We start from the raw sequence: 26362 nt of genomic DNA, 5'->3' as shown, positions 1-26362 counted from the left end.
TGGCAGAGGCGGGGCCCGGCGGGATAGCCGGGCCCCGTTCATATGGATTCTTAGGCCGCCCGCACCGTATTGAGGAAGCGGGACACTTCCACCGTGAGGCGCTCGGATTGCCGCGACAGCTCTGAGGCCGCGCCAAGCACCTGCGCCGCCGACTGTCCGGTCGCCTCTGCTGCCTCCGCGACGCCCGCGATGTTGCTGGTGACCTCGCCGGTGCCGATAGCGGCCTGCCCGACGTTGCGGGCGATCTCCTGCGTCGCCGCGCCCTGTTCCTCGACCGCTGCCGCGATCGAGGTGGCGACGGTGCTGATGTCCTGGATCCGAACGGTGATCGATCCGATCGCGGTCACAGCCTGTCCCGTCGATCCCTGGACGCGGGCGATCTGGCCGGCGATCTCCTCGGTCGCCTTGGCGGTCTGCTCGGCCAGCGCCTTCACCTCGCTCGCCACCACAGCGAAGCCCCGTCCCGCATCTCCGGCGCGGGCCGCCTCGATGGTGGCGTTGAGCGCCAGCAGGTTGGTCTGGCCGGCGATCGACGAGATCAGTCCGACCACGTCGCCGATCCGGGCGACGGCAGCGCTCAGCTCGTGTACCAGCGCGCTCGTCTGCCCGGCCTCGTCCACGGCGCTCTGGGCCAGCTTGGCGGACCCGTCCATCTGCCGGCCGATCTCCTGGACCGACGAGCCAAGCTCCTCGGCGGCCGCCGCCACGGTGTTGACGTTGCTGGCGGCTTCCTCCGCCGCGGACGCCACCGCGCCGGACTGCGCCGAGGTCTGCCCAGCCATGGCCGACAGCGCGCTCGCAGTGGTCTGCAGTTCCGTCGCAGAGGACGAGACCCGACCGATGATGCCACCGACCGCCTTCTCGAAGCTGTCGGCTATCTCGCGCATGCCGGCCTTGCGCTGCTCCTCGGCGGCGGCGCGCGCCTGCTCAGCCTCGACCTCGAGCGCGCGAGTGCGGATCATGTTGTCCTTGAACACCTCCACGGCCGCCGCCATGGCGCCGATCTCGTCGTGCCGGTCCCGGGCTGGCACCGTCACGCCGGTATCGCCGCCCGCAAGCCGCGACATGATTTCGGTCATCCGCTGGATGGGGCGCGAAATCCGGAACAGGGAAAAAGCCGCCGCCACGAGCGCCGCGATCACCGACAGGATGACGTTGCCCCAGGCCGCCGCGGACGCTGTCTTGGCCCGATCCACCGCCTCGTCGACCTCCTGGGTTGCGTTCCGCTCGTTCAGGGCGACCAGGTGCGAGAGCGCGGCGCGCGTCTCGTCGTAGAGCCTCACCGTGTCGACCCCGCCGAGCTGCGCGAGCGCCTCGGCCTGCTTGCCGGAGGCGATCAGCCGTCGCATCGCGCCGTCGACCTGCTCGTAGCGGCTCCACAGGGCGACGAATGCATCGTAAAGCCCCCGCTCCTCGGGGGTGGAGATCAGGCGCTCGTAGGTATTGCGCCGCTCGGCAAGCCGCGTGAGCGTCGTCGCGAGCTGCGCCTCGCCGATCCTGAGGCTGTCGGGATCCTTGGAGAGGGTGATCAGGCGGAACTGCTTGATCCGCACCTCCGAGGCCGCGACCTCGACTGCGTTGATCCGCGATACCGACGGAAGCCAGTTGCTCGCGACCTCCGTCATCGCATGCCGAATGTCGGCAAGCTCGATGATCGATAGACTTCCCTAACCTGCCGCGAGCAGGGCGAACAATCCAAATATGGCTGCAAGCGTGGTCTTGAGTGAAACGGTGAGGCGCATGGCTTTGAACCGATACCCGGATGATAGCGTCAGCTAGCAGATGGGGTGTGTCTTTGAAAAGTCGGCGAGTAATGTTTGGCGTCAATTTCTGTTTCAGACGATCAAGGATTTGATTGACGCAGAATTGGGCATCTTCGCTATTTAATATGTTTACTTAGATTTCAAATCTGAGGACATATGCTTCGAATACGTATGTTTGATCGATTCAAAAGAGCATCACGTCAAAATGAGTTTGGGTCTTTATCAAAATGAGGTCGGTTTTTTTAAGGGTCAGGCGCGCAGACGCGTCGTCACCCGACCGCTGCGCCACGCCAACGTCATTCGGGGTTCCAGTCAACGCGCGGCCTCGATCGGGCCTGAATAGGTGTATTCGCGGCGTGTCACGTTGCGCCCGGGCGTCCGCTCCTGCATTCCTGCCCCTCTGGGGTGGAGGGATGTGCGATGCCGGCGAGTCGGGTCACGGTGGTCGATCACCCCCTGGTGCAGCACAAGCTCACCTATCTGCGGGACAAGAACCGCTCGACGAAGGGGTTTCGCCAGCTGCTGAACGAGATCGGCATGCTGCTCGCCTACGAGGTGACGCGGGACCTGCCGCTGGAACCCGTCACGATCGAGACGCCGATCCAGCCGATGGAGGGCCGCCAGATCCAGGGCAAGAAATTGGTTTTCGCGCCCATCCTGCGGGCGGGTGTCGGTTTCCTCGACGGGATGCTGTCGCTGGTGCCCTCGGCCCGGGTCGCCCATGTCGGGCTGTACCGCGATCCCGAGACGCTCGAGGCGGTCGAGTATTACTTCAAGGCCCCATCCGATCTCGCCGACCGAACCGTGCTGGTGCTCGACCCGATGCTCGCCACCGCGAATTCCGCCATCGCGGCGCTCGACCGGTTGAAGGCCCGCGGAGCTTCGGACCTACGCTTCGTCTGCCTGTTGGCCGCCCCGGAGGGTCTGGCGAAGTTCCAGGCCGCGCATCCCGACGTCCCGATCTGGACGGCTGCGATCGACAGCCATCTGAACGACCATGGCTACATCGTGCCGGGCCTGGGCGATGCAGGGGACCGGATGTACGGCACCCGCTGACCGAACAGCCCCCCGGCTGAGCCAATTCTATCGATCAGTCCGCCGGTGTTTCGCACATTGGTCGGATGCACATTGTATTCATCACGCCGAATGCTACAAAAATCGTCCGATCCCCGATGCGGCGCCAAAAGCCGCACGGCCCGGAGGAGGAATCAGCATGGCGATGGATCGCAGCGTGACGAGCCGGGCGGTGACCCTGCTGGCGGCAGCCGGGTTGTTGGCCGCGGGTGAGGCCCGGGCGGCGGACCCGATCAAGATCGGGGTGATCGCGGAGGCGCAATCGGTGGTCGGGGCCTCGATCCCCCAGGCCGTCCAGCTCGCCGCCGACGAGATCAACGCGAAGGGCGGCATCGACGGGCGCCAGATCCAGGTGGTCTCCTACGACGACAAGAGTTCGGCCTCCGACGCCGTCCGGGCGTTCCAGCGGGCGGTCTCCGAGGACAAGGCCCACGTCGTTATCGCCAGCTACATCTCCGAAGTCGTGCTGGCGTTGATGCCCTGGGCGGCCCGGCTCAAGACCCCGATGATCACCCCGGGCGCCGCCTCCAACGAGATCAGCCTGGCGGTCCACAAGGATTACGCCCGCAACAAGTACACCTTCCACGGTTATCTCACCTCGGCGGCTCTCGCCCAGTCGATCTGCGATTCGACCAAGGACATGCTGCTCGACCTGATGAAGGTGAAGACCGCCGCGATCATGAGCGAGGACGCGGCCTGGACGCGTCCGCTCGACGCGGGCTACGAGAAATGCCTGCCCGAGATCGGCGTGAAGGTGGTCGATCACATCCGGTTCTCGCCGGATACCGGCGATTTCACGCCGATCTACAATAAGATCGAGGCCGGCAAGCCGGACCTGATCGTCACCGGCATCTCGCATGTCGGCGTGCAGCCGACCGTGCAGTGGCGCAACCAGCAGGTGCCGTTGGCCATGACCGGCATGAACTCGCAGGCGACCTCCTCGACCTTCTGGGCCAACACCAACGGGGCGACCCAGGGCGTGATCTTCCAGAGCATCGCGGTGCCGGGCGCCGCGATCACCGACAAGTCGCTGGCCTTCAGCGAGGCCTTCAAGAAGCGCTTCGGCAGCGATCCGTCCTATGCCGGCTACATGGCCTACGATCAGGTCTATTACACCGCCGACGCGGTGAAGCGGGCCGGCTCCACCGAGGCCGACAAGCTGGTCGAGGCCCTGGAGAAGACCGACTGGGTCGGCACGGTGGGCCGGACGCAGTTCTACGGCAAGGACGACCCCTTCACGCACTCGATCAAGTACGGGCCGGGCTTCGTCACCGGGCTGATGGCGCAGTGGCAGGACGGCAAGCAGGTCGCGATCTGGCCGACGAGCCTCGCGCAGGGCAAGATCGTTCTGCCCCCGGCCGTGAAGGCGGCGGCGCGATAGTCTGCCGGCTCCACAAGGGGCGGCTTGCCAAGCGCGCCCGTTGCCGCAAGTACAGCCCGACCGCGTCTCCCGGGGCGCGGCCGGGAATACGTACGCGTTGAGGATGCTTCGATGGCCAGCACCGCCCTGCCCGAGACCATGCGCCGGATCCATTTCACGGGACCGGGCGGGCCGGAGGTGCTCGCCGTGGAGACTGCGCCGCTGCCGAGCCCCGGGCCGGGCCAGGTCCTGATCGAGGTGGTGGCCGCCGGCGTGAATCGCCCGGACGTCATGCAGCGGGCCGGCCTGTATCCGCCGCCGCCCGGCGCCACCGAGATCCCGGGCCTCGAAGTCGCCGGCCGTGTCGTGGCTTTGGGGGAGGGGGTCGATGGTCTCGCCGTCGGCGACGAGGTCTGCGCCCTCGTGATCAGCGGCGGCTACGCGGAGTTCGCGGTCGCCGAGGCCGCCCATTGCCTGCCCCGCCCCAAGGCTCTCTCGCTCGTCGACGCGGCCGGGCTGCCGGAGACCTTCTTCACGGTCTATTCGAACGTGGTCCAACGCGGCCGACTCGCCAAGGGCGAGAGCTTCCTGGTGCATGGCGGATCGAGCGGCATCGGCGCCACGGCGATCCAGATGGCCAAGCATCTCGGCGCCCGGGTGTTTGCCACCGCGGGCTCGGCCGAGAAATGCCGCTTCTGCGAGGATCTCGGAGCCGATGCCGCCATCGACTACAAGCAGGCCGACTTCGCCGAGGAGATCAAGCGCCTTACCGATGGGCGCGGCGTCGACGTCATCCTCGACATGATCGGCGCGAGCTACCTCGCTCGCAACATCAAATCACTGGCCCCTGACGGCCGCCTGGTGATGATCGCCCTCATGGGCGGCTACAAGGTGGACGGCCTGAACATCACCCCGATCATGCGCAACCGGCTGACCTTCACGGGCTCGACCCTGCGGCCGCGCCCGAAGGCCGACAAGGCAGCGATCGCCGAGGGCCTGCGCAAGGATGTCTGGCCGGAGCTCGAGGCGGGGCGGATCCGTTCGGTCACGCACGCCTCCTTCCCGCTGGAACAGGCCCAGAAGGCCCACGCGCTGATGGAATCGAGCGCGCATCTCGGCAAGATCCTGCTCACCACCGGTCGCTAACAGGCGCGCCCGACAGGAACCCGCCTCGACGGCGCCGCGTTGGCGGCCGGTAACGAAATCGTGTCGCGCGCGTCGCGTCCGGGTGGGGAGGGTGTGAAAATGGTGGAGAAACTGAACCAGCAGGAAAGCCGGCAGGGCCAGCGCGGCAAGCCCGTCCTGTGGGTCCTGGTCGGCAGCCTCGTTCTTCTGGCGATCGCGACGGTCGGCCTGCTGACCTGGAACGGCGCCAACTCCCCGAAGGATTATGCCAGCCAGAGCCAGGATGCGTCCCGGCGTGAGGTGACCGGCTCGGTCAACGGTCAGTCCGGCAGCGCCACGCCGTCGAACAGCACCGCGGTCCCGGGCGGCAACCCATCCTACCCGCAGCCGGCCCAGCCGAACGCAAACGGCGGCACGGCGAAGTAAGGTTCGTGATTCGGGGCGGCGCCGGGCGCCGTCCCGTGTGACGTTCGCTGCGACCCGACGTTCAGCGCGTCGGGATCGGGGTCGGCCCACGATAGTCGTAGAAACCGCGCTTGGCCTTGCGACCCAGCCAACCGGCCTCGACATACTTCACCAGAAGCGGGCAGGGCCGATACTTGGAGTCGGCCAGACCTTCATAGAGCACCTGCATCACGGACAGGCAGGTATCCAGCCCGATGAAGTCGGCCAGTTGCAGCGGCCCCATCGGGTGGTTCGCGCCGAGCTTCATGGCGGTGTCGATCGACTCGACTGACCCAACGCCTTCGTAGAGCGTGTAGATCGCCTCGTTGATCATCGGCAGCAGGATGCGATTGACGATGAAGGCCGGGAAATCCTCCGACATCGTCGAGATCTTGCCGAGCTTGGCGATGAACGCCTTGGCCGACTCGTAGGTGGAATCCTCCGTGGCGATGCCGCGGATCAGCTCGACGAGTTGCATCACCGGCACCGGGTTCATGAAGTGGATGCCGATGAACCGCTCCGGGCGGTCGGTCGCCGCGGCCAGCCGGGTGATCGAGATCGACGACGTGTTGGTCGCCACGATCGCATCCGGGCGCAGGGACGCGCAGAGGGTCGAGAAGATCTCTCGCTTGGTCGCCTCGTTCTCCGTGGCGGCCTCGATCACGAGGTCGGCAGGGCCGAGGTCGGCGAAGCCGGGCGCCGGCTTGATGCGCGACCGGATCTCCCGGCTTTCAAACTCTTCGATCGTGCCCTTGGACACGAGCCGCGACAGACCCGCGTCGATCGACGTCAGGCCGTTCTCGAGACGGTTCGGGTCGCGGTCGTTCAGCAAGACGTCGAGACCGGCGGTAGCGCAGACCTGCGCGATGCCGCTGCCCATCTGGCCCGCGCCGATGATGCCGACCCGCTTGATCTCCATGTCCATCTGTCGACCTGTGCCCCCGTACGGACGTTGCTGCGCGCCTGCCCGAGGGGGTGGACCGCGCCAACGCCGCGGCCCGTGCGAATACGGGCCGTCCCTGACTTCTAGACCATTCTCGTTCGCAGAAGGAACCCGTCGACAGGCGCGTTGCGACAATGCTCGCCCGGTGAACCTCGCCGGGCGAGCGCGACCGTTACTGCCCCTTTGCCTTGCCGATCTCCGCCTGGAAGTCCGGTACAACCTGGAATAGGTCACCGACCAATCCGTAATCCGCCACTTGGAAGATCGGCGCATCTTCGTCCTTGTTGATCGCGACGATGACCTTCGAATCCTTCATGCCTGCAAGGTGCTGGATCGCCCCTGAGATGCCGACAGCGACGTAGAGATCCGGCGCCACGACCTTGCCGGTCTGGCCGACCTGCCAGTCGTTCGGCGCGTAGCCGGCATCGACCGCCGCGCGCGAGGCGCCGACAGCGGCGCCCAGGGCATCCGCCAGGGGCTCGATCAACGCGTGGAATTTCTCGGACGATCCGAGCGAGCGGCCGCCCGACACGATGATCCGGGCCGAGGCCAGTTCCGGCCGGTCGGACTTGGCGATCTCCTCGCCCTTGAAGGTGGAGCCACCGGACGCGGGCGCCGCCGCGGAAACGGCTTCGACGGTGGCGGCCGCGCCGCCCTGTTCCGCCGCCTTGAACGCCGCGGTGCGCACCGTGATCACAGTCTTGCCGGCGGGGATCTGGACGGTCTGGATAGCGTTGCCCGCGTAGATCGGGCGCTCGAACGTATCGGGCGAGATCACCTTGATGATGTCCGAGACCTGCGCGACATCGAGCAGGGCGGCCACCCGCGGCAGCACGTTCTTCCCCGTCGTCGAAGCCGACGCGATGATGATGTCGTAGGGTCCCGCAATCGATGCGATCAGCGCGCCGAGCGGCTCGGCGAGGTCGTGGTCGTAGATGCCGTCCTCGGCGTTCAGCACCTTCTCGACGCCGTCGAGCTTGGCTGCCGCCTCCGCGACCGCCTTCGAGCCGGCGCCCAGCACGAGGGCGTGGACCGGCGCACCGATATCCTTGGCGGCGGTCAGCGCCTTCAGGGTGCCGTCCTTGATCTGGCCGTTGCCGTGCTCGACGAAGAGGAGTGTCGTCATGGTCGTCTGGTGCCCTTGGAGGTGATGGCGCGCCGCTCGACCGGGACGGGAGCGGCGCGAGCGAGTTAGATCACGCCGGCTTCGACCTTGAGCTTCTGGACGAGCTCGGCGGCCGAGCCGACCTTGACGCCGGCGGAGCGCCCCGGCGGCTCGGCGGTCTTGAGCACCTTGAGCCGCGGGGTCACATCGACGCCGAGCGCTTCGGGGCTCAGCTCCTCGAGCGGCTTCTTCTTGGCCTTCATGATGTTCGGCAGCGACGCGTAGCGCGGCTCGTTGAGGCGCAGATCGGTGGTGACGATCGCCGGGAGCTTGAGCGTCACGGTCTGCAGGCCGCCATCGACCTCGCGGGTCACGTCGAGGCTGCCCTCAGAAGCCTCGATCTTGTACGCGAAGGTGCCCTGCGGCCAGCCGAGCAGCGCGCCGAGCATCTGGCCGGTCTGGTTCGAATCGTCGTCGATCGCCTGCTTGCCCAGGATCACGAGCTGCGGCGTCTCTGTCTCGACCACGGCCTTCAGGAGCTTGGCCACCGCCAGCGGCTCGCAGTTCACGTCGGTCTTGACCAGGATGGCCCTGTCGGCGCCCATCGCGAGTGCGGTGCGCAGGGTCTCTTGCGCCTGCTGCGGGCCGATCGACACGGCCACGATCTCGGTGACGGTGCCCTTCTCCTTCAAGCGGATCGCCTCTTCGACGGCGATCTCGTCGAAGGGGTTCATCGACATCTTGACGTTGGCGAGTTCGACCCCGGAGCCATCGGCTTTCACGCGGATCTTGACGTTGTAGTCCACCACCCTCTTGACGGGCACCAGCACCTTCATGGCGGTCTCGATCCTTCCCCGTGGATTCTTGTTGCCGGACCCGCCAGGCCTTCAAGCGTTCGACGCACGGGGACGGCGGGTCCGCAAAGCGGGCGGACCGTAACGGCCACATTTCGGCCTTGTCAACGCGAGGCGGTAAAAGCTCCTGCCTGGCTGGACTGGTCTTCGCGGCCGCGACGACCCGTTCCGATTCGCCTCAGCGATTGGCGCCCGGCACCCAGAGCACGTCGTCGACCCCATCCGCGTTCGCGGTACGGCTCGCCACGAACAGGAAGTCCGAAAGGCGATTGAGATACTGAACCGCCTCGGGCGAGACGATCTCGCCGTCGCGGTCGGCGAGGCTCACTGCCAGGCGCTCGGCACGCCGGCACACGGTGCGGGCGAGATGAAGCGCCGCCGAGGCCGGCGACCCGCCAGGGAGCACGAAGGATTTCAGCGGTGCGATCGACGCGTTGAGGGCGTCGATGTCGCGCTCCAGCCGCTCGACCTGGCTGGCGACGATTCGCAGTGGCTCGTAGGGCAGGGGCTCCGGGCTGGGCGGGGTCGCAAGGTCGGCGCCCAGATCGAACAGGTCGTTCTGGATCGCCCCGAGCATCCTGTCGAGGGCGCCCTGCGTGTGCAGACGGACCATCCCGATGCAGGCATTGGTCTCGTCGACCGTGCCGTAGGTCTCGACCCTCAGGTCTGCTTTGGATCGGCGCTGCCCATCGGCCAGGGCGGTGGTGCCCTTGTCGCCGGTGCGTGTGTAGATCCGGTTGAGCTTGACCAAGGGACCTGCGCCTCACAACGGATGGCGAACCCGGCGAGTTCGCGACTCGTAGGGCCTAGAGCCCTTCAGGCGGTCGCGCAATTGGTGCCGTTATCAGAACGTGTAGCCGATCTTGCCGCCGAAATTGGTCAGGCCGCGGTTGTTCGCGCACAGGCCGGCGTTCGACATGTGCTCGACCGTCGCCATGACGCTCCAATGCTCGGTCAGGCGATAGCCCAGAGCCGCCGCCTCGCGGAACATCGGCGAGCAGCCGAGCGTGTTGAAGCCGTAGGGCGTCTGCGCCTTCGGCCCGGTATAGCCGTTATGGGCGACGCCGCCGAAGAAGCCGTCGAGGAAGACGCGTCGACCCAGGGTCTCGGGGAAGATGTCGACGGTCCAGGTCGCACCGAGATACGCGTAGCTGGTCCGGCCGCCCGTGTTGTAGCTGCCGCCCACCGTCGGACGCGGCACGAAGGCCTGCCAGAACGGGTCGGCGCTCACCTGCGGCTTGGCGAACAGGATCTCGCCGTTGACGTTGGCCTTGCTGAACCCTGGAAGCTTGCCCTCGGCGCTGCCCGGATCCTGCACGGCGCCGCCGATGCGCACCTCCGAGACGATGCTCAGCGGCTGGGCCGGGGCCGCATAGGCCGCAGGCAAGGGCGGCGCGTCAGCCGCGGAGGCTGGCAGGATGGCCGCACCGATGATGAGGCTGACGACGCAGGTGCGGAGGGCGGCAATCATGGGGCTCGGCCGGTTGGGCAAGGCGGTCTGTCTCTACCGAGCGTAGCACGGCGCCTTGGGACGCCGGCGGCCAATTCATCCCGGACCCCCGCGAAAGGTGCGCGGTGCGGCGACATGGACACAGTGAGACGGCGGCCCTGACGGCGGCTGCCGGATCCGGAGACGGCGTTCAGGCCGAGCGCCACCAGACGACACCCATGATGACCAGGATCGCCACGAACTGCAGCAGAACGCGCAAGCGCATAAGCTTCTGAGAGACATTGGCGCTGCCGCCCCGCATCATGTTGGCAAGGCCGAACAGCAGGACTACGGCAACCGCCGCGCAGGCGACGAAGACGAGCAGATTGGACGACATGACGGGAGGAATCCGAACCCGACGGGCGCCGGGATCCGGCGCGCCGCCGCTTGACGAGAGGCATTCGGCTCGCTCGGCCGACAAGAAGCCGGTCCGGCGAGCCGATCACGAGACTGCAGCGAAGGCCGGCTAACCGCGGGAAGCCGGACTTCGCTGTCAATTACGCCGGAGCAGGCGCTCGAAATAGTCGAGCTCCTCCCTCGGCCTAGTGGGATCGCCGAGCTTGCGCCGCAGCTCTTCCATGATGCGGCGCGCCCGCTGGACAGCCGATTCGTCGGCGGTCGGCACGCGAACCCGGCCGTCGCTCATGTCGCGACCTTTGGTCGGCCGGCCGAGCGGGTCGTCGTCGCGAGCGCCGGCCTGGCCCTGCTGACCAGGCTGCTGGCCGCCTTCCTGCTGACCTTCGCCCTGGCCCTCGGCCATTTCCTGCATCTGCTGCGCCATGCCTTCCGCGCCCTTCTTCAGGCCTTCGAGCGCGCGACCCTGAGCATCCACGGCTTCGTCGGCATCGCCCTGCTTGAGAGCGTTCTCGGCCTCACGCATGGCGTCCTCCGCATCAGAGAGGCCCTGCTCGCCGCGCATGCCGTTCTCCTTCATGCGCTGCTCGAGATCCTCCAGGCGCTGCCGCAACGCCTGCTGCCGATCGCCGACATTGCCCTGATCGCCCTGGCCCTGCTTCTGACCCTGTTTTCCCTGTCCCTGCTGTCCCTGCTGTCCCTGCTGTCCCTGCTGGCCCTGCTGACTCTGCTGCCCTGGGCTCTGCTTACCCTGGCCCTGTTGCGGCTGCCCGCGGTTGCCCTGCTGCTGTTGCTGCCCGCGGTTCGACGGCCGCTGCTGGCCGTTGCCCGGCTCCTGGCCATCCTTGAAGGTCTCGTCGCGCAGGCCCTGCTGCTCGCGTGCCATCGCGTCGAGGTCGCGCATCTGCTTCTGCATCTCGCGGCTGGCCTGATCGGATTGACCGCCCTTTTCCGCGGTCTGTAGGTTCTCGAGGATGTTGCGCAGCTGCTCCATCAGGCGTTGCGCCTCGGCGGTGTCGCCGCGCTTCATCGCCTCGGCCATGTCCTGGATCATCTTGTCGAGATCCTCGGGCGTGACCGTCTTCGATTGCTGGTTGTTCTGGCCCTTCTCGCCCGGATCGCGCGGCTGGCGGCTCTGCTTCTGCGCCATCTGCGAGAGGAACTTGTCGAGGGCCTGCTTGAGGTCCTGCGTGAGGCGCTTGATCTCGTCGTCGGGGGCGTTGCGCTCGATCGCCTCCTTCAGCCGGTCCTGGGCCTGGCGCAGCTGCTTCTCGGCATCCGACAGGTCGCCGTCCTCGATCTTCAACGCCATCTCCCACAGGAGGTCGGCGACCTCGATCAGGTCCGCATCGGACTTCGCCCGGCGCAGGCGCTCTGTCGCAGTCCGGAGGCCGAGGAAGACCGGCGGCTGCGGCGTGAACATGTCGGGGGCGACCAGGAGCGCGTCGAGGGCGCCCTGCACCCATAGACGGTCCGCATCCGGCGCGGTGACGAGGCGGCGGCGGTCCTCGGCAAGCGCCCGCGCCAAAGGATCGCGGAACTGCCGCGCCGGGAGCGTGATCTCGGCGGATGCCGTACGCCCCTCCTGGCCAGCCTCGTCCTTGACGACGATCTGATAGCGCACCCGGGCGCCGGACCATGGGCTATCTGTGAGATCGACCAGGGTCTTGGTGTCAGTCTCCCCGGAAGCATCGGCCGGCAACGCCAGGTTGATCCGTGGGACCGGGGCCAGCGAGCGGCCCGCCCTCAGCGGTTCGATCACGCCTTCCGCTGAGCTGATCCCGTAATCGTCCTTGGCGCGGTAGGTGAGGTTGAAGGTGCCGCGGCCGTTCACCTCCGGGCCGCCGACGGCCGTCACCTCGGGCGGCCGGTCCGGGATCGCGTCCACGGTCAGCTTCTGGCGACCGGCGGGCGTCACAATGACAAGTTCAGCCCCACCGACGATGCGGTAGCGCTCCTCGCGCAGGTCCGGCCGTTCCTCCTGACCGGGGATCGGCGTGAGCCCGGCATTCGGCGTCAGCGTGGTGTTCGCCGCGGCCTTTCCCTGACCGGCGATGCGCACGATCAATTGCGCGTTGACCGGTGCCCGCAGGTGTTGGTCGCTGCCGTCCATCGCGATCAGGAGCGGCGGCAGCCGGGTGTAGAGCGGCGGATCGATCCAGCCGTCGACCCGGAAATTCGGCCCTGGAGCCACCGGCTCGTGCCAGTCGAACGCGGCTGCGACGCGCGCCCGCCATTCGGGTCCGGCCACGAACAGGCTGGCCACCGCGGCCACCACGATTCCAGCCCGCAGGGCATAGGGATCGCGTCGCGTCATGCCGGGGCGCGGCAACCCGACCCGCAGGGCCGCGACCGCTTGTGCGGCCCTGCGCTGATGCAGTGCCCAAAGGGTCCGGCTGCCAGGATCCGCGGCGCCGACTGCCAGCGTATCCTGCGCGGCCGAGGCCGGTCCATGACGCAGGGCCGGATCGCGCGTGGCCGCCTCCCGGTCGAGCCGGGCCAGGGCCACCCGGCGATCGGGCCGCGCGAGTTGCGCCAGCGGCAGCAGCGCGACGATCAGCAGGAGAGCCAGAATGGCGAGCCCGATTTGCCGCCAGAGCGGGTCGAGATCGAGCCAAAGACCGGCCCAGGACAGGGCGAGGAACAGCAATCCGACGCCGAGTCCGCGCCATAGCACCGGCCAGGCTTGCTCCCAGAGGTATGCCGCCCGGGCCTGGGCGACGAGCCGGTCGAGCCGCGCGGCGGCCGCTTGTCCCGTCCCGGTGCCGGTCGTGCTGTCGAAGCCGTCCCTGTCGTTCACGCCGACCGTTCCGCCTCAATCGCGAGGATATATCGGAGGTGCCCGAGAGGATCTGGGTTCCGACACCAAGAGGCTAGCATGGTGGGCCGGGTCAGTCGGCGGGTCAAATCGGCGCGATGGTCTCAGAGCGTGGGCTACGTAGTCGCCTTGGTCGCCACCAGCATGTTGCCGCATGCCAGCTCTGAGAAGGCGTCCGGCGGAAGCGCATTCAGGAATTTCCACCACACGGGATCCTGCTGATCCATCGAGACCATGTCACTGACCGTCAGGCGCGAGAAATCGTGGCGGAGCTGCGGATCGATGAGGTGATGGGCGAAAGCCCGAGGATCCACTGGATCGTGTAGGCCGCCGTCTGGTGGGCGCCAGTATAGGCCATGTCCGTCTTGAATCCGTTGTCCTCGAACAGGCTGATCAATCCTTCGCGGGTCGCATTAAAATAATGCGACGGATAGCCGTGGACTGGCTGCAGAAACGGCCAATCGATGAAAACTTGACCGCTCGGCTTGAGCATCCGCGCGATCTCTTCGATCACGAGCCACGGCTTGCGCGTGTGCTCAAGAACCGCGAAACATCCGACTCCGGATAAAGTCCCCGATCGTATCGGATAAAGACAGTTCGGCTCGACGATCAAATCGGCAGAACGGGATGGATAGACCTCCAGGTAGAGGCAATTTTCGAAGGTGCGTTCGCGGTAGCCGCAGCCCAGATCGAGAAATAGCTCGTCGGGGCAAGCCCGAACCAAGTTCGCGAACATTTCAACTTCGTGATTGGCGCTCTCACTCTCGTAATCACGTAAATCGAAATGTCGATCTGTCCGGTTCGGCTCCTGATCAAATGGCGCTTGTAGAGCGGACCTGAACCGCTCGTATTTTGCTGTGCGCAGGTCGCGCATGACCACACGTCCTTCTCTGAACGAGCCCCGCTGAGGCTCGAAGGACGTGGCTAATGAACAAAGGCTGCTTCAAGCTTGCGCTTAGATCAGCCTATCAGCCAACTTCAACGATTTCCGATTAAATTTGGCCTGCCGGGACGACGCCCGTCCGGCAGCTGCCGATCTTCAATTGTGCGCCTGGATGAAGTTGCGCACCTGCGGGTAGATCTGCGTTTCCCAGCGCTTTCCGGCAAAGACGCCATAATGGCCGACGCCGGCTTGAAGGTGGTGCGTCCGCATGTAGGGGGCGAGCCCGGTACAGAGGTCGTGCGCCGCCATGGTCTGACCCGGGGCGCAGATGTCGTCCCGCTCGCCTTCGACGGTCATCAGCGCGGTGCGCTTGATCGATCCCAAGTCGATCGGTTCGCCCCGGTATGTCAGCTCGTTCTTGGCGAGCGTATAGTCCTGGAACACAGTCTTGACCGTTTCCAGGTAGAACTCGGCCGCGAGGTCGAGGACGGCGAAATACTCGTCGTAGAAGGTCTCGATCGCCTCGGCCTTGGACTCCTCACCGTTGGCCATGTGCCAGAACAGGTCGTTGTGGCCCTGCACGTGGCGCTTGGCGTTCATCGACATGAACGCCGAGACCTGCACGAAGCCCGGATAAACCTTCCGGCCGGCGCCCTTGTGACGCGACGGGACCGTGGCGATCAGGTTCTTCTCGAACCATGCGATCGGTTTCGAGGTCGCGAGTTCGTTCACCCCGGTCGGGTTGATCCGGCAATCCACCGGGCCGGCCATCAGCGTCATGCTGCGCGGGGCGGCCGCATCCTTCGCCTGCGCCATCGCGGCGGCGGCGACCAGCGCCTGCACAGTCGGCTGGCAGACCGCCACCACGTGCGATCCCTCGCCCATGACTTGGAGGAACTGGATCAGGTGCGCGACATACTCGTCGAAGCCGAACCGGCCAGCCGAGAGGGGGATGTCCCGGGCGTTGTGCCAGTCGGTGATGTAGACGTCGTGATCGGGCAGCATCACGCGCACGGTGGCGCGCAGCAGCGTCGCGAAGTGGCCCGACAGCGGCGCGACCAGCAGCACCTTGGGCTGCTCGGTGTGGATGTCCTTCTTGAAGTGCAGCAGCGTGCCGAACGGCGTGACCGTGACGGCTTCCTCGCTGACCGGCACGCTCCGGTTGCCGACGGTGACCGAATCGATCCCGTAGGCGGGCCGCGCGAAGGTCAGGCCCGTCCGCATCATCATGCGCGCGTTGGCCGACATCCACCGGGCCGGCTCGCTCCATCGGATCCAGGGCGACCAGGCGTCGTTCAGCATCCGTCCCCAGGCCCGCGTCTGGGCGGCGAGGTCGGTCTGCAGGTCGAACGCGTCGTACATCATCGGGCGGGCACTCGCGGGCGCCCGGCCCGACACGCGGGCGATCGGGACGGCAAACTCGGGCGGATGCCGGGATGTGGACTGCATCAGCATGGCCGGAGAGCATCTGCCCGCGGCACGGAGGCTGCAACCGCCCAGAGGGTGCATGCCAACAGGAAAGCGTAGGCCGTGGCTTTGATGTACCAGCTCTAAACTGGACACCCGCCGCACGGCCGTAGCACCGCGCGGTGGATCAAAACAGGTGCCGGCCAGCTCAGATTGTCTGGTTGTAGGCGCCGATTTGGGTATTCTCCCGCAGGACCGCAGTCACGGCCTCGAACATGGCGGCAGGCGCTCTTCGGAAGCCGGGCTTTCGATCACCACGACCAGCTCCGGCTTGTTTGACGACGCGCGCACGAGGCCCCAGGTGCTGTCCTCGGTGGTGATGCGTACGCCGTTGACGGTGACGAGATCGACGGTCTTTGAACCGGCGATCGGCTCGCGCGCGTCCCTCATGGCGCGCAACCGCGGTGACGGTCTCCACGACTCGGTACGTCACGTCGTCGGCACGATGTGGGGACATGGTCGGCGAGCCCCAGGACTTCGGCAACGCCCGGTAGAAGAATCCGGCAGTCGCCGGTAGAGGTCGGCCATCGACGTCCCGGGGTTGCGGTCGAGCATCTCCAGCACCGCGATGGCGGTAATCAGGCCGTCGTCGCAGGTGCGCCTGATCGGCTCGTTGAAGACGAAGTGGCCGGACTTCTCGATGCCCGCCAGCGCTCCGAGCTCGTTCACCTTCCGCCTGATGGACCTGGGGCCGGCCTTTTGGTGATCGGTCTCGATCGCCGGAGCCTGCAGCTCTGGGCGATGTGGAAGAGCCCGGCGGATTTCAAGACGACCACGAAGGTCGGGCCGGGATCGTGCATGCCGAGGTCGCGCGCCAGCATCACGCCGATCGTGTCGGCAGAGAGCGCCTCGCCCTCGTTATCCACGACCCCGCAGCGGGCGGCGTCGAAGCCGAGGTCGATATCGACGCCGTGCTCCTGTCACCGCGTGCGCGATGGCGTGGAGCATCACCATGCCATCGGAGTTCCGATTGTAGCGCGGGAACGAGCCGTCCGGGTCCACGTCCAGCAGCACGACCTCGATGCCCGGCGCCCCCATCAGGCGCGGTGCGAAAGCACCCGCGGTGCCGTTGCCGCAGGTGGCCACAACCTTGCGCTTGCAGGTCAGCGGCTTCGCCCGCGACTTGAGGTCCGCTCCGCTTCAGGTCAGCAAAACTTCGCGTGACTTGGCTCGACCGCCGAACTGCGGCGGAGCTTACCAAACATCTCGTCTCGCTGAAGGTCAGTCCGTCCTACGAGGCGCGGCGGACGACCCGGAAGGGCTCGGCTTCGGTGCGGCGATGCTCGCAGGCGATCTTGAGGTAGCGGTCGCCGCCACCGGGCAAGCCGGCCTGAGCCGCCATGGTCTGGGCATGCATCAGGCATTCCATCGGTGAGTGTGCCGGCGCGATGATGATGTCGAGGGCGGTGTCGCGGGAGCAATCCTGCGCCAGCAGGGTGCCGGCACAGACCAGGGCGACGGACAACAGTTCGGACATGACGGACCTCAGCTTCGTGGATCGAAGGGTCCGCGGGGTGCTCTGGCGTCCGAGCCGCCGCGTTGTCGTTGCCTGGGTGTTTCCTTGCCTAGATCGGATATTTCAAAGCACGCGGCGTGCCAGCCGCGCTCGTCTGTCGTGAAGAATCGGATTTAATCGGGCTCAGTCCCGAGCCGAAAGCCACTGGGTCTCGGGTTCGGCCGCCGGGAGCAGGGCTGCGACGTCGTCCAGATCCACCACGTAATGGTCCGTCAGCACCCGCCACATCTCGGCCGAGGACCTGACCTGTGGCCTCAGCCCATCCAGAGTGTGGGCGAGCAGCGTCGCATTCACGAGCTTCGGACGTGCCAGAAGCGGATCAGCGTTCAGCATCGGTTCGACCCCGTTTCGGTGCCCGCACACTCCGCCGGGTTTAGTTAACGCGTGGTTACGTCGTCGCCTTAAACCTTCACTTTGTCTTGAGCTGTTCGAATCATGTCTTGGCCGGCGGGTGATATCCGCATCGGACCAGACCATGCACATGCCCCGGCGCGGCGAGTCCTGATTTCGGCACTGGGCAACGTGTTGGAGAGCATTATCCCGAATGCCGGCGGCCGGTATTCGCAGGGCGTCGATGCGGATCGTGATCCCCGCGCGCCGGGACGCCTCCGATCACCGGCGCACGACGAAGGCCGTCTCGTCACCGGTTCCGATCGGTCCGGTTCACAAGCCCGACCCCATCCCTTATCAGGCGTGAGAGATCGAGACGGTCCCGGCGGAATGGGGACGCGCCACCCTTTCGCGCGATCATCCGCGCTGCGGCGCGGCCTCGACCCACCCGTACCGCTCTCGGACCATGCCCTTGTCGTGATGCACCTGCCACCGACCGATCTCCCCGGCGGCGGGCGCTCCAAGCCGAATGTACGAGCGGAACACCATGGACGCCACACCTGAAGTGATCGGCGCGCCGCAGGGGCCGGCCACCCGGTTCGTGCTCGCCTCCGGATCGCCGCGCCGCCTCGCGCTGCTGCAGCAGATCGGCATCGAGCCGGATTCGCTCCTGCCCGCCGACATCGACGAGACGCCGCGCAAGGCCGAGCCGCCGCGCGAACTGGCCCGACGCCTCGCCCGCACCAAGCTCGCCGCCGCGGAAGCCGCCCTGCACCATCAGGACCAGAAGGTCCCGACCTGGTTGCTCGCGGCCGACACGGTCGTCGCGGTCGGGCGACGCGTCCTGCCGAAGGCGGAGAGTCCGGACGAGGCTGCCGATTGCCTGCGCCTGCTGTCCGGGCGTCCGCACCGGGTCTTTACGGCGATCTGCCTGCTGTCGCCGAACGGCCGGCGGGAGCGGATCGTCGAGACCCGCGTGCGCTTCAAGCGCCTCTCCGGCCGCGACATCCAGGGCTATCTCGCCTCGGGCGAGTGGCGCGGCAAAGCGGGCGGCTACGCGATCCAGGGCTTGGCCGGCGCCTTCGTGGTGAAGCTCGTCGGCTCCTATAGCGCCGTGGTCGGCCTGCCGCTCTACGAGACGATGAGCTTGCTCGACGGCGAGGGCTATCCGGTCCGCGCCGCCTGGGGGAGCCTGGCATGAGCGCGTGGCCGATGAACCCGGAGCGCTGCCCGATCTGCCGGCGCCCCTCCACCGAGCCGTTCCGGCCGTTCTGCTCGCAGCGCTGCGCCGATGTCGATCTCGGCCGCTGGCTAAACGAGCGCTACACGATCCCGGTGGAACTCGATCCCGATGCTCCACCGCCGGAGCCGGAAGACGAGGGCTGACGACGCGGGCTGAAATTTTCCGACGCCCACGTCACGTCGATGTCACGGCAAGGCTGGACAGGCCTCGAACTCCTCACTATACCCCGCGGCGTCCGAGACCCACAGCGGCCCGGACGACGCCCAGGTAGCTCAGTTGGTAGAGCATGCGACTGAAAATCGCAGTGTCGGTGGTTCGATCCCGCCCCTGGGCACCATCCGTCCGCTAAGCGGTCGATGGTGTCGACGTAATCATTTTCTCATACTAGAAGTCTTCGTGGCCCTGAACGCCGTCTGCGTAGGGCGCGACGTCTTTGAGTCACTGACCAGCTCCCGGGTTGCCGGGACGAGTGTCGGCGTTCGATTTCGCATCGTTGGCGTATTTGGCCGCGAAGTGCGTTCGCCGCTCGCGCGCGTGTTCGAGCCCGTACGCAACGTCGGATCGCCCGCCTCCGCATTCCTGCCGATCAAGCGCAACGCGATTCGATCCTCTAGGGCAGCCGCAAGCGCGCTCGCGCACCGAAAATGTTTCGTGCATCGCACTGAAAATTATTTGGTATACCAGTGGAGTGGCATCTCCAGACAAGCTTCGCTACGCTGCTCCCCACACGGCTCGAGCCGATCCGTAGACCACCTCAACCCGTACGCCAGCGGGCCGGTCGCGCGATAAGACGAAGCCGAACGTTGGGAGTGGAAGCATGCCGCGCAACATCCTGATCCTGGGCGCCTCATACGGCTCCCTGCTGGGCACCAAGCTCCTGATGGCCGGTCACAACGTGACCCTGGTGTGCCGCCGCAAGACCGCGGACCTGATCAACCAGGAGGGGACGGAAGTCCGCATCAAGCTGCGCGACGAGCCGAACCACCGCGCAATCCTGTCGCGCGACCTGCCCGGCACCCTCGACGCCGCGCCGCCGGAAGACATCGATCCGTCGCGCTACGACCTCGTCGGCCTTGCCATGCAGGAGCCGCAGTACAACAATCACACGATCCGGGTGCTGATGATCAAGATCGCGGCGGCCAAGCTGCCGTGCCTGTCGATCATGAACATGCCGCCGCTGCCGTATCTCAAGCGGATCCCGGCCCTAGCCGCCATGGACCTCGACAACGCCTTCACGAATGCCGGCGTCTGGGATCGCTTCGAGCCGGGGCTCGTGTCCCTCTGCTCGCCCGATCCCCAGGCGTTCCGTCCGCCGGACGAGGGTGCGAACGTGCTCCATGTCGGCCTGCCCACCAACTTCAAGGCAGCGACCTTCGCCGACGAGGCCCACAACCGGCTGCTGCGCGAGCTGGAGGCGGATATCGATGCCGTCCGCCTCGACGGCCACGATGTGCCGGTGAAGCTCAAAGTGTTCGATTCGCTGTTCGTTCCGCTGGCGAAGTGGTCGATGCTGCTCACCGGCAACTACCGCTGCATCACCCCGAAGGAGCCGCAATCGATCCGCGACGCCGTGCACGGTGACCTGGCCAAATCCCGCGCCATTTACGAGCATGTCGACGCCATCGCGCGCAAGCTCGGCGCGGATCCGCAGGACCAGGTCCCGTTCGAGAAATACGCCAAGGCCGCGGAGAGCCTGCTCAAGCCGTCCTCCGCGGCGCGGGCGGTGGCGAACGGCACGCCGTTCATCGAGCGCGTCGACCTGCTGGTGAAGCTGATCTCACACCAGCTAGACATGCCCGATGCCGAGATCGACCGCACGGTCCAGATCGTCGACCGGAAGCTCGACGAGCGGGTGATCGAGGGCTGACCGGGCGCGGCGTCGGCAACACCGCTGGATGGTTTGCCGGATACGGTTGTAGCCGACCGCGCTCCCGGGTAGATCCGCCCGCTCTGGCGCGCGGCGAGGGGCATGAATGGGTGATGACGTGGCCGCTCTCCTTCTGGCGCTGGCCACCGAGAACGCCGAGTTGCGGGCGCAGCTCGCCGCCGCCCAGGACATGTTGATGGAGACGGCGATCGACGCGGGCCATCTGCATGCCCGGATCGAGACGGTTCAGGACGAGCGTGATGCCTGGCGGGCCGAGTCCGAACGGCTGGCGCGGCGGAACACCGGAACCGGGTGACGGCGGCAGTATCGCGGGCGCGGAGCATTCCGGCGGCGGCCGGCCGGACCAGCGATCCGTCGTCTCCGATGCGAAAATCAAACCTTGCATCGGGGATTAATTCGCTCTGTGTTCCAGCGGTGACAAACACGCAAAAGTTGAGGTTTTGCGAATTCTGGCTCATTGAAGTTGCGGCCCGTTCCACTAAACCAGGTTAAATTCCGGTTCGGAACCAGATACTGCGATGCCCAAATTCAAGCCGCTCGAATGCCAGACTTGTTCGACACCTTTCCGGGGGACGCTCGACGCGCTGGACGTGACCGGCAGCTGGTCCTGGGATGGCGCTTCAAATCGCGTCCGTGCAGACATGTTCGTGGCGCTACTGTTCAATGTCGATCCGGAGGCGGCTGAGGCGGGGCTTCCGGCAGCGGCGTTTTCGGCGGGTATCCATCCGGAAGATCGGGATAGGGTGCTGGCCCTTCTCCGTCGGCGCGTCCGTGACGGCGATCTCTACGTCATCGAATACCGGGTCCGTTCGGCGGACGGCGTCACCCGGTGGGTGCTCGGCCGTGGCAGATTCCTAGCCGATCACCGGGGAAGGCCTATCAGCGGCCACGGGATCATCGTCGACATCACCGATGTGCGGAGCGGGGAGCGTGCTGCCGGGGCACTCAGCGCGCTCGATCACCATGAGGCGGAGACGCCACTGGAACGCGCGGCGGACTTCGCCATGGCGGCGCATCGCGCGATCTGCGAGCTGCAGGATCCGGCCCTGCGGGCGCGGGCCGACGCGCTCCTGCTCGATCTCGGCCGCAGGCTGGCCGATCAGGAGCGGCAGGCTCGCCGCGCGCAGCTGAACTGAGGCGTGCGGAGGCGTCAGGCCGGCTCCGGATCGGTGATGTGCAGGTAGGTCGGGTCGAACTCCGCAGCGGCCCGCAAACCGTCCCAATCGTGAACCGTAAGGCGCCGGCTGCGCAACGTGATCAATCCGGCGGCCTTCAGGTCGCGGATGGTGCGGTTCACATGGACCGGCGTGATCCCCAGGGCGTCCGCCAATTCCGGCTGCGTCATCGGCAGGTCGCAGGTGAGATCGGGGGCGAGGCCGACGACGCCCAGACGGGTGATCAATTCGCAGAACAGGTGGGCCATGCGCGCGAACGCCTCCCGGCGTCCGGTATTGAGCATCCACTCACGGACGAGGGCGGCGTCGATCAGTGTCGCCCGCCACAGCGCGTCGCCGAGGCGCGGGAACGCTCGCAGCAGCGCGCGAACCGCCTCGTGCTGGACGAAGCCGACCTTGCTCGGGCCGACGGCGGCGATGCTGATGTCGAGGACCTTCAGGTGCAAGCTCTGCATGTCGGGGATATCACCCGCGACATGATAGGCCATCACCTGACGCTTGCCGCCCTGCGTGGATTTGTAGGTGCAGGCGATACCCTCGAGCAAGGCGAAGCAGCGCCCCGGCTCGTCACCCTCCCGCACGATATCCTGATAGGCCTCGAACTGCGCAATCTGCATGGGCACGGCGTTCAGCGCGGCCCGCTCGTCATCCGTCAAGGTGAAGAGGGCGATGCTCTCGATACGACGGATGAAGGGATGGCGATTGGTCTGGTCGAGAGCTCCCGTCATCATACCCCCACCGGCTGGCGAGCGTATCCAGTCTCGCAGCCCTCAGCGCTCGCGTTCGAGGGCTGATCCGGGGACGGCATAGCAGCAGCCTATGGCCTCGACCATAGGCGGGTGACTGGTGTTCACCGGTGGACAGCACGCCATGTCGTCGAAATGCGCCGTGCGCTCCGAGGTCGCTGGCGACCAACGGACGAGCAGTCGGATTCTATGCGCGACGTCTCGACCCAGGGATCATGCGGATGTGCATCCATGTTGGATAGGGATTAGGCGCTCAGGAGCGTTTCTGGCGGACCACCTCGGATGCCGGTGCGGTGTCGCGGAGGCGGTCAGCCTCTTTCCCCACACCGGCCAATACCGAGACGAAAAAGGAGATCGGCGCGATGTCGGCCATGGCCGCGCAGACCTCCCTCCAGTCCGCGGCCAAACAGGCCGCATCCAACGTCAACGAGACGTGGCGGCTGCATCCGAAGTCTTGGGCTCATCTGTACAGGAGATCGGCCAGCAGGTCGACGGCTCGGCCAAGCTCGCGCTGGGTGCCGTCACGGAGGCTGTGCAGACCGCAATCTCCGTTCAGGAACTGAGCGCCACGGTAGCCTGGATCGGCGACGTGGTCGGGCTGATCTCGTCGATCGCCGGGCAGACTTACCTGCTTGCGCTCAATGGCACTATCGAAGCGGCTCGTGCCGGTGCGGCCGGCCGCGGCTTCTCGGTCGTAGCCTCCGAGGTGAAGGCCTTGGCCGAGCAGACCGCCAAGGCGACGGAAGAGATCGCCGGCCAGATCGCCAGGGTCCAGGCTTCGACTGGCCAGGCGGCGTCGGCCTTCGGGTCGATCACCGCGCGCATCCAAGAAATCAACGGCGTGGCGATCAGCATCGCCACGGCAGTCGAGCATCAAGGTGCGTCGACCGGGGGATCGTTCGCAACGTCGGTCAAGCGGCGACGGGCACGGCTGAGGTCACCTGCAACAACACCGGTGTCGCCAACGCCGCCGAGGACACAGGCGTCGCGGCAATCCAGGTCCTGAATGCGGCCTCGGAACTGTCGCGGCAATCCGAGCACCTCGCCGCCGAAGTCGCGCGCTTCCTCGACACGGTACGGGCCGCCTGATCGCTCGCTCGGGGCAGGCCGGCCCACTGCGAAGGGCCCCAAGGGGCTGGAAATCTCGCGGCTGTCCGCGCACACACGCGATGCGGCGCCGTCGCCGTGCAGCCTGAGGGAACGGTCCGATGAACACGGCAGATCTCGCCCCGCATGCCCACCAGGTCCTGCGCGAGGCGACGCTGCCCGAATTGCCGAACCATTACCGCGGCAAGGTACGGGACAATTACGACCTCCCTGACGGGCGGCGCATCCTGATCACCTCGGACCGGATCAGCGCTTTCGACCGGGCGCTCGCCGCGATCCCGTTCAAGGGTCAGGTGCTGACCCAGACCGCGCGCTACTGGTTCGAGCGCACGGCCGACCTCTGCCCGAACCACGTCCTGGCCTACCCGGACCCGAACGTCGTGGTCGGCCGCCGCCTGGAGATCCTGCCGGTCGAGGTGGTGGTGCGCGGCTATCTCGCGGGCACGACCTCGACCTCTGTGCTCACGCGTTACAGGGCCGGCGAGCGGGAGATGTACGGGCATCGCTTCCAGGACGGCATGCGGCCGAACGAGCGCCTGGGGAAGCCCATTATCACGCCCACCACCAAGGCGTTCGACGGGGGCCACGACGAGCCGCTGACGGAAGCCGAAATCCTGGAGCGCAACCTGCTCACCCCGGAGCAATGGCGGACCGTCTCCGAAGCGGCCCTGGCGCTGTTCGCCCGCGGCCAGGAACTGGCGGCCGAGCGCGGGCTGATCCTGGCCGACACGAAGTACGAGTTCGGCACCGATCCGGAGGGGCGCATCGTGCTCGCCGACGAGATCCACACCCCGGACAGCAGCCGCTACTGGTTCGCGCAGAGCTACCCCGAGCGCTTCGAAGCGGGGACCGCCCCGGAGAGCTTCGACAAGGATTTCGTGCGCAACTGGGTCGTGGCCCGATGCGACCCGTATAAGGACCCGATCCCCGAGATCCCGGCCGAGATCGTGCTGGAAACCGCTGCGGTCTACATCCGGGCCTACGAGACGATCACCGGTGCGCGCTTTACGCTCCCCAAGTCGGACGACGTGCCGCTCGACCGCGTTCGGCGCAACATCGCCGCCTATCTCGCGGCCGAGCCGGTCGTCTGAGGGCGGGACGGCGCCCGAGCGCCGCCCCATTTGGTCGCGTCAGGCGGCCGCCTTGATCGGGGCCGGGGTCGGCGCGTCCATGGCGCGCAGGTAGATGTCGAGCAGCGTCTCGTGCTCGTCACGCTCGTCCTTGTCCTGCTTGCGGATCTTCAGGATCTCCTTGAGGATCTTAACGTCCAGGCCTTCGCCCTTGGCCTCGGCGAAGATCTCCTTCTTCGCCTCCGTCAGGTCCTTGATCTCCTCCTCCAGCCGTTCCACGCGCTCGATGATCGAGCGGATGCGGTCGCCCGCGACGCCCACGGTGTCGGTCATGTCGGTCATGCAAAGCCTCGTCGTATGACGGGCCGTACCCTCGCGGCAGAGGGTAAGCAGGGCGTTAAGGCCGGGGATCGCCGGCGCCGATCCGGCCCTCGATCCACCCGACGATCGCGTCCGCCACCTGATCGCTGTTCGATTCCAGCATCATCATGTGGCCGTTGCCGTGGATCCCGTGCTCGGCCAGCGCCAGCCGGTCCGGCTTGGCGCCCGCCTGGGTGAGGAAGGCCGCCGTGCAATCGTCCATGGTCGCCCGGAACGAGGCCTCCGCGGTCACGATCACCGCGGGCACCTTGGCGAGGTTCGGCAGGGCGCGGGCGGGCTCCGCCTGCAACCAGCAGCGGATCTTGTCCGGCCCGGCCGCGCGCTCGGCCTGGACCACGGTCAGGTCCGTCGGGCCACTCACCGGCGGCTCGAAATGCAGCGGCACGCGGGTGATGCCGTAGGGGCGGGCCCGGGCGTCCCCGACCCGCTCGTACCAGTCGGTGCCGCCTTTGAACCGGACGTCGAAGAAGGTCGGCCCGTTCGGCTCGACGGCGACATGGGCCTTGACGAGGTCGGGCCGCTGGTCGGCGACCGCCCAGCCGAAAACGCCGGCCTGCGAATGGGTCAGCACGATCGCCGGCCCGATCTTTTCGAGCAGCGCGATCAGCGCCGGATCGACCAGCTCCTCGCTCTTCAGGGCGCTCGCGATGTAGGGCACCTGAGAGCGGTAGAACGCGTCGAAAGCCGCGTTGCCGCGCAGGCCCGGCCCGCCCGGCCATTGGGTATGCAGCTTCGCCTGCGGGTAGAGCCCGGAGCGTTCCTGGCCGGTGAACACGGTCTCGAGGTCCTCGGCGGGCAGACGGGCGTAGGGTCCGTACGTCTCCGCATCGCCGCCCGAGCGGCCCCGCCCGACCTGATCGACAACGTAGACCGCAAACCCCTTGGCGGCGAAGCGGTCGGCCCAGCCGGACCGTCCGTCGGGCGTCCCGAGGAAGTTGGTCCCGGTCTGCGCCGTGCCGTGAACCATCACCACCGGATAGGGCTGCGTAGCCCGCTCCGGCGCGCGATACGCGACGAACATCTGCCCGTGGGCGGTCGTCCGGTTGTTCGCGGTCTCGTAGCGGCCACCGACGAAGAAGTAGCCGGCGGGTCGGGTCGGCTTGAAGGGCCCGGCTTCCTCGGACCGAGCGCCCTGAGCGGCCCCGAAACAGAGCAGCGCCAGGGCGCCCGTGACGGCGATTTTCAGCATCGTGTCCTCCCGCTTTCGTGTCACGCGATCGGCGGGAG

The 26362-nt window shown here is 66.9% G+C and carries 25 protein-coding genes, 1 tRNA gene and 2 pseudogenes; 12 read left to right on the top strand and 16 right to left on the bottom strand.

The features are described 5' to 3' along the window. Positions 1-50: 50 nt before the first annotated feature. Complete coding sequence (locus ACYQPG_RS25935; protein ID WP_461232510.1) at positions 51-1655, bottom strand: methyl-accepting chemotaxis protein; 1605 nt, start codon at positions 1653-1655, stop codon at positions 51-53. A 528-nt stretch (positions 1656-2183) separates the two neighbouring features. On the opposite strand from ACYQPG_RS25935, the gene upp reads away from it, so the two are divergent. From upp to ACYQPG_RS25915, 4 genes are all read left to right on the top strand, one after another. Then, positions 2184-2819, top strand: coding sequence for a uracil phosphoribosyltransferase (gene upp / locus ACYQPG_RS25930; RefSeq protein WP_147853118.1), 636 nt, complete (start codon positions 2184-2186; stop codon positions 2817-2819). Positions 2820-2976: 157 nt separating this feature from the next. Continuing rightward, on the top strand, positions 2977-4218 hold the full coding sequence (locus ACYQPG_RS25925) for an ABC transporter substrate-binding protein (RefSeq protein ID WP_147937568.1): 1242 nt from the start codon (positions 2977-2979) through the stop codon (positions 4216-4218). A 111-nt stretch (positions 4219-4329) separates the two neighbouring features. Next, positions 4330-5343, top strand: a complete 1014-nt coding sequence (locus ACYQPG_RS25920; RefSeq protein WP_419830589.1) for an NAD(P)H-quinone oxidoreductase — start codon at positions 4330-4332, stop codon at positions 5341-5343. Between the two features lie 99 nt (positions 5344-5442). Next, positions 5443-5748, top strand: coding sequence for a hypothetical protein (locus ACYQPG_RS25915; protein ID WP_147906841.1), 306 nt, complete (start codon positions 5443-5445; stop codon positions 5746-5748). A gap of 61 nt (positions 5749-5809) precedes the next feature. On the opposite strand, the gene ACYQPG_RS25910 is transcribed toward ACYQPG_RS25915, so the two are convergent. The 12 genes and pseudogenes from ACYQPG_RS25910 to ACYQPG_RS25855 all read right to left on the bottom strand — a co-directional run bounded on the left by ACYQPG_RS25910 (position 5810) and on the right by ACYQPG_RS25855 (position 17528). Then, complete coding sequence (locus ACYQPG_RS25910) at positions 5810-6691, bottom strand: 3-hydroxybutyryl-CoA dehydrogenase (protein ID WP_419830588.1); 882 nt, start codon at positions 6689-6691, stop codon at positions 5810-5812. Between the two features lie 190 nt (positions 6692-6881). Continuing rightward, positions 6882-7835, bottom strand: a complete 954-nt coding sequence (locus ACYQPG_RS25905; protein WP_419830587.1) for an electron transfer flavoprotein subunit alpha/FixB family protein — start codon at positions 7833-7835, stop codon at positions 6882-6884. A gap of 65 nt (positions 7836-7900) precedes the next feature. Continuing rightward, positions 7901-8650 carry an electron transfer flavoprotein subunit beta/FixA family protein gene (locus ACYQPG_RS25900; RefSeq protein ID WP_147906844.1) on the bottom strand — a complete coding sequence of 250 codons (750 nt, stop codon included), beginning with the start codon at positions 8648-8650 and terminating at the stop codon, positions 7901-7903. 196 nt (positions 8651-8846) lie between these two features. Beyond that, a complete protein-coding gene (locus tag ACYQPG_RS25895) occupies positions 8847-9419 on the bottom strand; it encodes a cob(I)yrinic acid a,c-diamide adenosyltransferase (RefSeq protein WP_419830586.1) in 573 nt (190 codons plus the stop codon). A gap of 93 nt (positions 9420-9512) precedes the next feature. After that, entirely contained in the window at positions 9513-10139 is a 627-nt protein-coding gene (locus tag ACYQPG_RS25890; protein WP_147906846.1) for an acyloxyacyl hydrolase, read from the bottom strand. A gap of 169 nt (positions 10140-10308) precedes the next feature. Further along, positions 10309-10494, bottom strand: a complete 186-nt coding sequence (locus ACYQPG_RS25885) for a twin transmembrane helix small protein (RefSeq protein ID WP_147906847.1) — start codon at positions 10492-10494, stop codon at positions 10309-10311. Between the two features lie 156 nt (positions 10495-10650). Beyond that, positions 10651-13311 (bottom strand): TIGR02302 family protein, encoded by a 2661-nt coding sequence (locus ACYQPG_RS25880; RefSeq protein WP_461232004.1) that lies wholly within the window; start codon positions 13309-13311, stop codon positions 10651-10653. A gap of 265 nt (positions 13312-13576) precedes the next feature. After that, a complete protein-coding gene (locus tag ACYQPG_RS25875; RefSeq protein ID WP_419830584.1) occupies positions 13577-14203 on the bottom strand; it encodes a methyltransferase domain-containing protein in 627 nt (208 codons plus the stop codon). A 165-nt stretch (positions 14204-14368) separates the two neighbouring features. Continuing rightward, entirely contained in the window at positions 14369-15577 is a 1209-nt protein-coding gene (locus tag ACYQPG_RS25870; RefSeq protein WP_419830583.1) for a polyhydroxyalkanoate depolymerase, read from the bottom strand. A 250-nt stretch (positions 15578-15827) separates the two neighbouring features. Further along, positions 15828-16810 (bottom strand): annotated as a pseudogene (locus tag ACYQPG_RS25865) (phosphohexomutase domain-containing protein); the annotation flags it as partial. A gap of 100 nt (positions 16811-16910) precedes the next feature. Further along, a complete protein-coding gene (locus tag ACYQPG_RS25860) occupies positions 16911-17156 on the bottom strand; it encodes a hypothetical protein (protein ID WP_147906850.1) in 246 nt (81 codons plus the stop codon). A 162-nt stretch (positions 17157-17318) separates the two neighbouring features. After that, complete coding sequence (locus ACYQPG_RS25855) at positions 17319-17528, bottom strand: hypothetical protein (RefSeq protein WP_147853130.1); 210 nt, start codon at positions 17526-17528, stop codon at positions 17319-17321. Positions 17529-18072: 544 nt separating this feature from the next. On the opposite strand from ACYQPG_RS25855, the gene ACYQPG_RS25850 reads away from it, so the two are divergent. The 6 genes from ACYQPG_RS25850 to ACYQPG_RS25825 all read left to right on the top strand — a co-directional run bounded on the left by ACYQPG_RS25850 (position 18073) and on the right by ACYQPG_RS25825 (position 21792). Continuing rightward, positions 18073-18726, top strand: a complete 654-nt coding sequence (locus ACYQPG_RS25850; RefSeq protein ID WP_147906852.1) for a Maf-like protein — start codon at positions 18073-18075, stop codon at positions 18724-18726. Beyond that, positions 18723-18911, top strand: a complete 189-nt coding sequence (locus ACYQPG_RS25845) for a DNA gyrase inhibitor YacG (RefSeq protein ID WP_419830582.1) — start codon at positions 18723-18725, stop codon at positions 18909-18911. Before ACYQPG_RS25850 ends, ACYQPG_RS25845 begins: the two co-directional genes overlap by 4 nt. Before the next feature lie 118 nt (positions 18912-19029). Further along, positions 19030-19105, top strand: a tRNA-Phe gene (locus ACYQPG_RS25840). A 480-nt stretch (positions 19106-19585) separates the two neighbouring features. Beyond that, positions 19586-20635 carry a ketopantoate reductase family protein gene (locus ACYQPG_RS25835; RefSeq protein WP_147937560.1) on the top strand — a complete coding sequence of 350 codons (1050 nt, stop codon included), beginning with the start codon at positions 19586-19588 and terminating at the stop codon, positions 20633-20635. Positions 20636-20741: 106 nt separating this feature from the next. Next, positions 20742-20951: a hypothetical protein gene (locus tag ACYQPG_RS25830; protein ID WP_147937559.1), complete on the top strand. Its 210-nt coding sequence runs from the start codon at positions 20742-20744 to the stop codon at positions 20949-20951. A gap of 223 nt (positions 20952-21174) precedes the next feature. Further along, entirely contained in the window at positions 21175-21792 is a 618-nt protein-coding gene (locus tag ACYQPG_RS25825; protein ID WP_419830581.1) for a PAS domain-containing protein, read from the top strand. A gap of 14 nt (positions 21793-21806) precedes the next feature. Here ACYQPG_RS25825 and ACYQPG_RS25820 read toward each other — a convergent pair whose 3' ends face one another. Beyond that, positions 21807-22559, bottom strand: coding sequence for a Crp/Fnr family transcriptional regulator (locus ACYQPG_RS25820; RefSeq protein WP_147906867.1), 753 nt, complete (start codon positions 22557-22559; stop codon positions 21807-21809). A 380-nt stretch (positions 22560-22939) separates the two neighbouring features. Here ACYQPG_RS25820 and ACYQPG_RS25815 point away from each other — a divergent pair. Next, positions 22940-23666: pseudogene (locus tag ACYQPG_RS25815) on the top strand (methyl-accepting chemotaxis protein); the annotation flags it as partial. Positions 23667-23785: 119 nt separating this feature from the next. Continuing rightward, positions 23786-24775, top strand: a complete 990-nt coding sequence (locus ACYQPG_RS25810) for a phosphoribosylaminoimidazolesuccinocarboxamide synthase (protein ID WP_147937555.1) — start codon at positions 23786-23788, stop codon at positions 24773-24775. Positions 24776-24814: 39 nt separating this feature from the next. Here the strand turns inward: ACYQPG_RS25810 and ACYQPG_RS25805 are convergent, their stop codons facing one another. Both ACYQPG_RS25805 and ACYQPG_RS25800 read right to left on the bottom strand, forming a co-directional pair. After that, on the bottom strand, positions 24815-25096 hold the full coding sequence (locus ACYQPG_RS25805; protein ID WP_461232003.1) for a DUF2312 domain-containing protein: 282 nt from the start codon (positions 25094-25096) through the stop codon (positions 24815-24817). A 55-nt stretch (positions 25097-25151) separates the two neighbouring features. Then, positions 25152-26324, bottom strand: coding sequence for an alpha/beta hydrolase (locus tag ACYQPG_RS25800; protein WP_419830579.1), 1173 nt, complete (start codon positions 26322-26324; stop codon positions 25152-25154). Positions 26325-26362 lie beyond the last annotated feature (38 nt).

It is taken from the genome of Methylobacterium sp. CM6246, from assembly GCF_054818005.1.
This window is presented reverse-complemented; position numbering and strand designations above follow the sequence as displayed.

Bases quoted from the DNA above. Each gene is read 5' to 3' on its own strand.
- ACYQPG_RS25820 (WP_147906867.1), bottom strand. From the start codon at position 22,559: ATGACGGGAGCTCTCGACCAGACCAATCGCCATCCCTTCATCCGTCGT.
- ACYQPG_RS25920 (WP_419830589.1), top strand. From the start codon at position 4,330: ATGGCCAGCACCGCCCTGCCCGAGACCATGCGCCGGATCCATTTCACG.
- ACYQPG_RS25835 (WP_147937560.1), top strand. From the start codon at position 19,586: ATGCCGCGCAACATCCTGATCCTGGGCGCCTCATACGGCTCCCTGCTG.
- ACYQPG_RS25850 (WP_147906852.1), top strand. From the start codon at position 18,073: ATGGACGCCACACCTGAAGTGATCGGCGCGCCGCAGGGGCCGGCCACC.
- ACYQPG_RS25890 (WP_147906846.1), bottom strand. From the start codon at position 10,139: ATGATTGCCGCCCTCCGCACCTGCGTCGTCAGCCTCATCATCGGTGCG.
- ACYQPG_RS25910 (WP_419830588.1), bottom strand. From the start codon at position 6,691: ATGGACATGGAGATCAAGCGGGTCGGCATCATCGGCGCGGGCCAGATG.
- ACYQPG_RS25925 (WP_147937568.1), top strand. From the start codon at position 2,977: ATGGCGATGGATCGCAGCGTGACGAGCCGGGCGGTGACCCTGCTGGCG.
- ACYQPG_RS25805 (WP_461232003.1), bottom strand. From the start codon at position 25,096: ATGACCGACATGACCGACACCGTGGGCGTCGCGGGCGACCGCATCCGC.
- ACYQPG_RS25855 (WP_147853130.1), bottom strand. From the start codon at position 17,528: ATGCTGAACGCTGATCCGCTTCTGGCACGTCCGAAGCTCGTGAATGCG.
- ACYQPG_RS25830 (WP_147937559.1), top strand. From the start codon at position 20,742: ATGGGTGATGACGTGGCCGCTCTCCTTCTGGCGCTGGCCACCGAGAAC.
- ACYQPG_RS25810 (WP_147937555.1), top strand. From the start codon at position 23,786: ATGAACACGGCAGATCTCGCCCCGCATGCCCACCAGGTCCTGCGCGAG.
- ACYQPG_RS25875 (WP_419830584.1), bottom strand. From the start codon at position 14,203: ATGCGCGACCTGCGCACAGCAAAATACGAGCGGTTCAGGTCCGCTCTA.
- ACYQPG_RS25900 (WP_147906844.1), bottom strand. From the start codon at position 8,650: ATGAAGGTGCTGGTGCCCGTCAAGAGGGTGGTGGACTACAACGTCAAG.
- ACYQPG_RS25905 (WP_419830587.1), bottom strand. From the start codon at position 7,835: ATGACGACACTCCTCTTCGTCGAGCACGGCAACGGCCAGATCAAGGAC.
- ACYQPG_RS25860 (WP_147906850.1), bottom strand. From the start codon at position 17,156: ATGTCCGAACTGTTGTCCGTCGCCCTGGTCTGTGCCGGCACCCTGCTG.
- upp (WP_147853118.1), top strand. From the start codon at position 2,184: ATGCCGGCGAGTCGGGTCACGGTGGTCGATCACCCCCTGGTGCAGCAC.
- ACYQPG_RS25885 (WP_147906847.1), bottom strand. From the start codon at position 10,494: ATGTCGTCCAATCTGCTCGTCTTCGTCGCCTGCGCGGCGGTTGCCGTA.
- ACYQPG_RS25800 (WP_419830579.1), bottom strand. From the start codon at position 26,324: ATGCTGAAAATCGCCGTCACGGGCGCCCTGGCGCTGCTCTGTTTCGGG.
- ACYQPG_RS25825 (WP_419830581.1), top strand. From the start codon at position 21,175: ATGCCCAAATTCAAGCCGCTCGAATGCCAGACTTGTTCGACACCTTTC.
- ACYQPG_RS25870 (WP_419830583.1), bottom strand. From the start codon at position 15,577: ATGATGTACGACGCGTTCGACCTGCAGACCGACCTCGCCGCCCAGACG.
- ACYQPG_RS25845 (WP_419830582.1), top strand. From the start codon at position 18,723: ATGAGCGCGTGGCCGATGAACCCGGAGCGCTGCCCGATCTGCCGGCGC.
- ACYQPG_RS25915 (WP_147906841.1), top strand. From the start codon at position 5,443: ATGGTGGAGAAACTGAACCAGCAGGAAAGCCGGCAGGGCCAGCGCGGC.